General features: G+C 71.6%; 8 protein-coding genes. 2 read left to right on the forward strand and 6 right to left on the reverse strand.

Features of this window, described 5'->3' with window-relative positions:
• Window positions 1–65: 65 nt before the first annotated feature.
• Together D8M35_RS08500 and dusB are read right to left on the reverse strand one after the other, a co-directional pair.
• Window positions 66–1,355 carry a deoxyguanosinetriphosphate triphosphohydrolase gene (locus D8M35_RS08500; RefSeq protein ID WP_126891460.1) on the reverse strand — a complete coding sequence of 430 codons (1,290 nt, stop codon included), beginning with the start codon at window positions 1,353–1,355 and terminating at the stop codon, window positions 66–68.
• Window positions 1,352–2,524 carry a tRNA dihydrouridine synthase DusB gene (gene dusB, locus D8M35_RS08505; protein WP_126891461.1) on the reverse strand — a complete coding sequence of 391 codons (1,173 nt, stop codon included), beginning with the start codon at window positions 2,522–2,524 and terminating at the stop codon, window positions 1,352–1,354. Before dusB ends, D8M35_RS08500 begins: the two co-directional genes overlap by 4 nt.
• Window positions 2,525–2,572: 48 nt before the next feature.
• Between dusB and D8M35_RS08510 the strand changes: the two genes are divergently transcribed.
• Window positions 2,573–3,055, forward strand: coding sequence for an aminoacyl-tRNA deacylase (locus D8M35_RS08510; RefSeq protein ID WP_126891462.1), 483 nt, complete (start codon window positions 2,573–2,575; stop codon window positions 3,053–3,055).
• 7 nt (window positions 3,056–3,062) lie between these two features.
• Here the strand turns inward: D8M35_RS08510 and D8M35_RS16375 are convergent, their stop codons facing one another.
• The 4 genes from D8M35_RS16375 to D8M35_RS08525 form a co-directional block, all read right to left on the reverse strand.
• Window positions 3,063–3,233 (reverse strand): hypothetical protein, encoded by a 171-nt coding sequence (locus D8M35_RS16375; RefSeq protein ID WP_153257436.1) that lies wholly within the window; start codon window positions 3,231–3,233, stop codon window positions 3,063–3,065.
• Window positions 3,230–3,964 (reverse strand): DsbA family protein, encoded by a 735-nt coding sequence (locus tag D8M35_RS08515; protein ID WP_126891463.1) that lies wholly within the window; start codon window positions 3,962–3,964, stop codon window positions 3,230–3,232. Before D8M35_RS08515 ends, D8M35_RS16375 begins: the two co-directional genes overlap by 4 nt.
• A 146-nt stretch (window positions 3,965–4,110) precedes the next feature.
• The gene (locus D8M35_RS08520) at window positions 4,111–5,496 is read right to left on the reverse strand and encodes a glycine--tRNA ligase (protein WP_126891464.1); all 1,386 of its coding nucleotides are present in this window, start codon (window positions 5,494–5,496) and stop codon (window positions 4,111–4,113) included.
• Window positions 5,497–5,608: 112 nt separating this feature from the next.
• Window positions 5,609–6,658, reverse strand: coding sequence for an aminotransferase class V-fold PLP-dependent enzyme (locus D8M35_RS08525; protein ID WP_126891465.1), 1,050 nt, complete (start codon window positions 6,656–6,658; stop codon window positions 5,609–5,611).
• A 70-nt stretch (window positions 6,659–6,728) separates the two neighbouring features.
• Here D8M35_RS08525 and D8M35_RS08530 point away from each other — a divergent pair.
• Window positions 6,729–6,968 (forward strand): LysR family transcriptional regulator (locus tag D8M35_RS08530; RefSeq protein ID WP_148113344.1); only part of this gene is annotated, 240 nt, incomplete at its 3' end.

Consider the following 6,968-nt stretch of genomic DNA (forward strand, 5'->3'; position numbering starts at 1 on the left):
CGTCCCACCTCGGTCGGTGGTCACGTCGACACGCGCGGCGGCCGCCCCGCCCGAGACATCGGTGGTCACACCGCGATGTGCGTCGTCTCCCGGTCGCCCACCACGAGCCGCTTGTGCCACGCCAACGCCCCCTGGTCGGTCAGGCTCGCGACCTGGTCGACCACGGCACGGAGCCGCCCGGCATCGTCGGGCGCCGCACGCCAGTCCGCCGCGAACCCCGGCTCGAGGTCGGCGCTCCCCGTCGCCGCGAGCGCGTCGAGGAGCTCGGTGAGCACCCGCCGCTGGTCCTCGTACACGGGCTGACGGTCACCCTGGGTCATCACGAACGCGGCGACGATGCCCTTGAGCACCGCGATCTCCCCGATGATCTCCGGCGGGGTCACGACCGAGGCGGCGAAGCGGACGAGCGACCCCGACGCGTAGGACTCCCGCGTCGCGGCGGTCGCCGTCCGGGCGAACCGGCCGATCAGCTGCGAGGTGAGGTTCTTCAGTCGCGCCATGTCCCGGCGCGATCCGTCGTACGAGGTCATCCACAGCGGCAGCGACCGGAGCCGGTCGAACGCCTCGAGCAGCTCGTCGCGGCTGAGGTCCGACCCGACCCAGGCGTGCATGGCGGTCACGATGTCGTTCTCGCCGACCCGGTCGCCGAGCGCCGCCACGTCGATGAAGCCCGCGACGACGGCGTCCTCGAAGTCGTGCACCGAGTAGGCGATGTCGTCGGACAGGTCCATGACCTGTGCCTCGATGCACCGCTGCCGACGGGGAGCCCCGTGACGGAGCCACTCGAAGGCGTCGTGGTCGTCGTCGTAGAAGCCGAACTTCGTCCGACCGGAGGACGCCTCGGCGACGCCCTGCGCCGCCGGCCACGGGTACTTGCAGCTCGCGTCGAGCGACGCTCGTGTCAGGTTGAGGCCGTACGGCCGGTCGTCGTCGGGTCCGTCGCCGTAGACCTTCGGCTCGAGGCGGGTCAGCAGTCGCAGGGTCTGCGCGTTGCCCTCGAACCCGCCGATGTCCGCAGCCCAGGCGTTCACCGCGGTCTCGCCGTTGTGCCCGAACGGCGGGTGCCCGATGTCGTGCGCCAGGCAGGCCGTGTCGACGACGTCGGGGTCGAGCCCGAGCGAGTCCGCGAGCTCGCGCCCGACCTGCGCGACCTCGAGCGAGTGCGTCAGGCGGTTGCGGGCGAAGTCGAGTCCGGTCGTCGGACTGAGCACCTGGGTCTTCGCGGCCAGACGCCGGAGTGCGCTCGAGTGCAGCAGACGAGCACGGTCGCGGGCGAAGTCGGACCGGCGGTTGCCGTGGGTCTCGGGCAGCCAGCGCTCGGCGTCGGCGGGCCCGTACGAGGCGGTGGCGCTCATCCGCCGCTGTGGTGCAGCTCGGCGGCGGCGAGGACCTTGCGGAACTCGGCGTCGACGTCACGTGACTCGAGCCAGCGGTCCGGCAGTGCCGTGCGCTTCGGGTGTCCGGCGCGGCCACGCGGGCCCTCGACGTCGGCACCCGGGTACGGCGCCGACCAGTCGAGCTGCCCGAGCAAGTCGTCGATCTCCTGCAGGCTCGACGCCATCGAGAGCGCCGAGCGGACGTCGCCGCCGATCGGGTACCCCTTGAAGTACCAGGACACGTGCTTCCGGGCGTCGCGGCACCCGTGGTCCTCGGACCCGAAGAACTCGACGAGCAGCTCGGTGTGCCGACGGAACGCGATCGCGACGTCGCCGAGTGAGGGCATCGCGCGGACGTCCTCACCCCGGAACGCCGCCGCCAGGTCGCCGAACAACCACGGACGACCCAGGCACCCGCGGCCGACCACGACACCGTCGCAGCCGGTCTCGTCGACCATCCGCAGGGCGTCCGCGGCGGACCAGATGTCGCCGTTGCCGAGCACGGGGATGTCGGTGACGGCTTCCTTCAGGGTCGCGATCGCCGACCAGTCCGCGTGGCCCGAGTAGTGCTCGTTCGCGGTGCGGGCATGCAGCGAGATCGCCGCGACCCCGGCGTCGCGGGCGATGCGCGCCGCGTCGAGGTAGGTCAGGTGGTCGGCGTCGATGCCCTTGCGCATCTTCACCGTGACCGGGACGTCACCGGCGGCCTTGACGGTCTTCTCGACGAGGTCCTTGAAGAGGTCGGTCTTCCACGGCAGGGCCGCTCCCCCGCCCTTCCGCGTGACCTTGGGCACCGGGCACCCGAAGTTGAGGTCGATGTGGTCGGCGCGGTCCTCGCCCACCAGGATCGTCGCGGCCTCGGCCACGGTGTTCGGCTCGACGCCGTACAGCTGGATCGACCGCGGGGTCTCCGACTCGTGGTGCTGGATGAGCTGCATCGACACGGGTGTGCGTTCGACCAGCGCCCGCGAGGTGATCATCTCGCAGACGTAGAGACCAGCGCCGTACTCGCGGCAGAGCCGGCGGTAGGCCATGTTCGTGATGCCCGCCATCGGGGCGAGCACGACCGGCGCCTCGACCTCGATGGGGCCGATGCGCAGGGGCTTCGCCGTGCGGGGCGCCGTGCTGGGCGTGTCGGTGATCGTCATACGTGCTCCATTCTCCCATGCCGGTTCCGCGCCGGTAGCGTTCTCCACATGACCGACTCCGCCATCGCCCGGTTCGACGCCGACGCCGCAGCCCGGGGCCTGTCCGTGGACGTCGTCGAGCGCCCCGCGGCCGACTCCCTCGAGGGCGCCGCGGCCCTGCTCGGCATCGAGCCCGGCGACATCGTGAAGACGCTCGTCGTCAAGCGTCACGACGGTGGCTTCCTGCTCGCGCTGGTGCCGGGCGGCCGCAGCATCGCCTGGAAGAAGCTCCGCACCGTCGTCGGCGTCAACAAGCTCTCGATGCCCGACGCAGCCACCGCGCTCGAGGCCTCGGGCTACGAGCGCGGCACGATCACGCCGATCGGCGCGACCGGCGACCTGCCGCTGTACGCCGACGAGCGCGTCCTCGGCCGACGCATCGCGCTCGGTGCCGGTCGCCACGGTGCGAGTGCCTTCGTCGACGGTGACGCGCTCGTCGCCGCCTACGACGCGACCGTCGCCGACATCACCGACGAGGAACCCGTCCGCTAGCGGACGGTCAGTCGGGGACCTCGGTCCAGTCGCCCTCCGCGCCGGGCACGAAGCAGCTGTCGCCCTCGCAGACCGGCGCGACGCCGGGCGTGACGAGCGTGAGCAGGGTGGGTCGCGCCTCCAGACCGTCGGCCTGGAGGCTCGGCTCGACCGGTCCGGTCGTCGTCGCGCCCGTCACCGGGTCACCTCCGCATCCGCGGCCGCGTCGTCCTCGGCACGCTGCTGCCGTTCCGCGAGTTCCTCGGGGGTGGTCTCGCGCAACGCGACCACCTGGCGGAGCACCTGCTCGAAGGCCGCCGGGTCCTGGGCGCCGGAGACGCCGTACTTGCCGTCGATGACGAAGAACGGCACGCCGTTGATGCCGAACGCCTGCGCCTGGGCCTGGTCGGCGCGGACGGCGGCGAGCTGGGCGTCGTCCCGCAGGGTCGCGAGGACCTCGTCGCGGTCGAGTCCGATCGACGCGCCGAGGTCGGCCAACGACTCGTCCTGCCCGACGTGCTCGCCGCGCTCGAAGTAGGCGGTGAACAGCCGCTCGACCATCTCGAGCTGCTTGCCGTGCTGCTTCGCCAGGTGGATGACCTGGTGGGCCTTGACGGTGTTCGTGTGGCGCAGCGCGTCGTAGTCGTAGTGCAGTCCGACGGACGAGGCGATGTCTGCGACCTGGTCGATCATCTGCTGCGCCCGGTCGACCGGCAGGCCCTTGTGCTGCGAGAGGAACTCGGCCTCGGTGCCCTCGAAGTCGACGGGGGTGTCCGGGCTCAGTTCGAAGGAGTGGTACTCGACCTCGACCGGCTGGGCCTCGGGCGACGAGGCGAACGCGGCGACGCCGGCCTCGAACTTCCGCTTGCCGATGTAGCACCAGGGGCACGCGATGTCCGACCAGACATCGACCTTCACAGACTCGTTCACACGGGGTGCAATCCCGCTTCGCGCGTGCGCATTCCCGCGGCTGCGCGCCGTGCACCGTGCCGAGTGCGCCGTGCACAACCGAAGGCACCTCGAACCACGCGCTTCCGTGGTTCGGGGTGCCTTCGGTTGTGCGACAGCAGCCGCAGCTACGCGCCGAGCAGCCGCTGCGCCAGGTAGCCCTGCAGCTGGTCGAGCGCGACGCGCTCCTGCGACATCGTGTCGCGCTCACGCACGGTCACGGCCGTGTCGTCGAGCGTGTCGAAGTCGACCGTGATGCAGAACGGCGTGCCGATCTCGTCGTGGCGACGGTAGCGACGACCGATCGCACCGGCGTCGTCGAAGTCGACGTTCCAGTACTTGCGCAGGTCGTCGGCGAGCCCGCGCGCCACCGGTGACAGCTGCTCGTTGCGGGAGAGCGGCAGCACCGCGGCCTTGACGGGTGCCAGGCGCGGGTCGAGCCGCAGCACCGTGCGCTTGTCGACGCCGCCCTTCGCGTTCGGGGCCTCGTCCTCGTGGTAGGCGTCGAGCAGGAACGCCATGAGCGCACGCGTCAGACCGAACGACGGCTCGATGACGTACGGCACGTACTTCTCGTTCGCGGCCTGGTCGAAGAAGCGGAGGTCCTTGCCCGACGACTCGATGTGGTTGTTCAGGTCGAAGTCGGTGCGGTTCGCGACGCCCATGAGCTCGCCCCACTCGGACCCGGCGAACCCGAAGCGGTACTCGATGTCCGCGGTGGCGTCCGAGTAGTGCGCACGCTCGCCGTCCGGCACGTCGAAGCGGCGGAGGTTCTCGGGGTCGATCCCGAGGTCGGTGAAGAACGCGACCGCGTCGGCGATCCACTGCTCGTAGTGCGTGTCGACGTCGGCCGGCGGCACGAAGTACTCGATCTCCATCTGCTCGAACTCACGCGTGCGGAAGATGAAGTTGCCGGGCGTGATCTCGTTGCGGAACGCCTTGCCGACCTGGCCGATGCCGAACGGGGGCTTCATGCGGCTCGTGGTGACGACCTGCGCGAAGTCGACGAAGATGCCCTGCGCGGTCTCCGGGCGGAGGAAGTTCAGCCCCTCCTCCGACTCGACCGGGCCGAGGTAGGTCTTGAGCATGCCGGAGAACTCGCGCGGCTCGGTCCACTCACCACGGGTGCCGCAGTTCGGGCACGGCACCTCGGCCATGCCGCCCTCGGGTGCTCGACCCTTCTTCGCCTCGAACGCCTCGAGCAGGTGGTCCTCGCGGAACCGGTGGTGGCAGTGCAGGCACTCGACGAGCGGGTCGGTGAAGGTCGCGACGTGGCCAGAGGCCTCCCACACCTTGCGGGGCAGGATCACGGCGGAGTCGAGGCCGACCATGTCGCCGCGGCCGCGGACGAACCGCTGCCACCACTGGCGCTTGATGTTCTCCTTGAGCTCGACACCGAGGGGCCCGTAGTCCCACGCGGAGCGGGATCCGCCGTAGATCTCCCCCGACTGGAAGACGAAGCCACGGCCCTTGGCCAGGGCGATGACGCTGTCGAGACGGGAGGGCTGTGCCAAGAGGTGCTCCTAGGTCGCCGAGCTGGGTGCTCGGTTCGGTGACGGACCCGGCAATCGTACCGGCCTCGCGACCGTCACCGGTCGGGAGGCGCCACACCTGTGGACGGATCCGTCACCCCACGGGACGGAAGCCGTCCACCCCACGGAGCACCTCGACGACACGCGTCACGTCGTCCTCGTCGTTCCACAGGTGGAACGCCAGGCGCAGCCGTCCCGCGCGGCCGCTCGCGGTCACCCCGGCGGCGGTCAACGCGGCGAGCGCCGCCCCGTCACCGTCCGGGAACGTCGTGATCGCCTGCCCGCTCCGGGGCGACCCGAGTGCGTCCGCGAGCCGGTCCGTGAGACCGGTGGCGTGCCTCCAGGCCGATGCCGCGTCGACGGACGCGAGGTGCCGCAGGGCGGCGACCGCCCCGGGCCACGCCTGCCAGGCCGGGGACACGTCGAAGCGGCGGGCGTCGGTGGCGAGCCGCATGGTCGGGCCGTAGCACGAGGACCAGACGTCCTCTCCCGCGTACCAGCCGGCCTGCACGGGTCGGATGCGCTCGAGCGCGGCGTCGGAGACCGTGGCGAAGGCGACCCCGCGGGGCGCGCACAGCCACTTGTAGGCGTGCGTCACCGTGACGTCGACGGCAGCGGCGGACACCGGGAGGACCCCGGCGGCCTGCGTCAGGTCGCAGAGGGTGAGGGCCCCGACGGCCTGCGCGGCCTCGACGACCGGCTGCGGGTCGGTCACGGCACCGGTCGCGGACTGCACCGACGACCAGGCGACCATGGCGGTACCGGGTCGCACCGCGTCGGCGAGGCGGTCGATCGGGACGCTGCGGACCGTGACGCCGCGGTGCGCCTGCACGAGGAACGGGAAGACGATCGACGAGAAGTCGCCCTCGGGCACGACGACCTCCGCCCCGTCCGGCAGCGACGCGGCGACGACCGCCACCATCGCCGAGGTCTGCGAGCCGGTGGCCACCCGGTCGGGGCCGACGCCGACGATGCCCGCGAAGAGCGCGCGGCCCTCCTCGACCAGGGCGCCGTAGGTGGCGGGCGAGGTCTCGGCGTGCGCCCACGCGTCGAGGTCAGCCCGCTGCGCGGCCAGCGTGCCGAGCGTGGGGAGCCCGGCGGTGCACGCGGCGAGGTAGCCCGATCCGTCGACGAAGGAGTCCATGCGTCCAGGCTCCGACGACCGCGTCCATCACGCCAGAGCAGGCTTCTTCGGGGTCCCATAACATCGAGTTGTGGAGACGATCGACCCGCAGCTGCTCCGGGTCCTGCTGGCCGTGCGGGACGCCGGCTCGATCAGTCGCGCTGCCGCGGCGCTCGGCTACAGCCAGCCCGCCGTCAGCCAGCTGCTCACCCGCGCCGAACAGCGGCTCGGGCACGACCTCGTGCTCAGGGGCGGTCGCGGCGCGACGCTGACCGAGTCCGGACGGGTGCTCGCCGACCACGCCCTGCACGTCGAGGCGGCGCTGGCCGCG

The organism is Curtobacterium sp. HSID17257 (genome assembly GCF_003989515.1).
GTDB lineage: Bacteria > Actinomycetota > Actinomycetes > Actinomycetales > Microbacteriaceae > Curtobacterium.

Excerpts from the sequence above, each read along its gene's own strand:
- dusB (WP_126891461.1), bottom strand. The coding sequence starts at position 2,524 with ATGACGATCACCGACACGCCCAGCACGGCGCCCCGCACGGCGAAGCCC.
- D8M35_RS08525 (WP_126891465.1), bottom strand. The coding sequence starts at position 6,658 with ATGGACTCCTTCGTCGACGGATCGGGCTACCTCGCCGCGTGCACCGCC.
- D8M35_RS08510 (WP_126891462.1), top strand. The coding sequence starts at position 2,573 with ATGACCGACTCCGCCATCGCCCGGTTCGACGCCGACGCCGCAGCCCGG.
- D8M35_RS08500 (WP_126891460.1), bottom strand. The coding sequence starts at position 1,355 with ATGAGCGCCACCGCCTCGTACGGGCCCGCCGACGCCGAGCGCTGGCTG.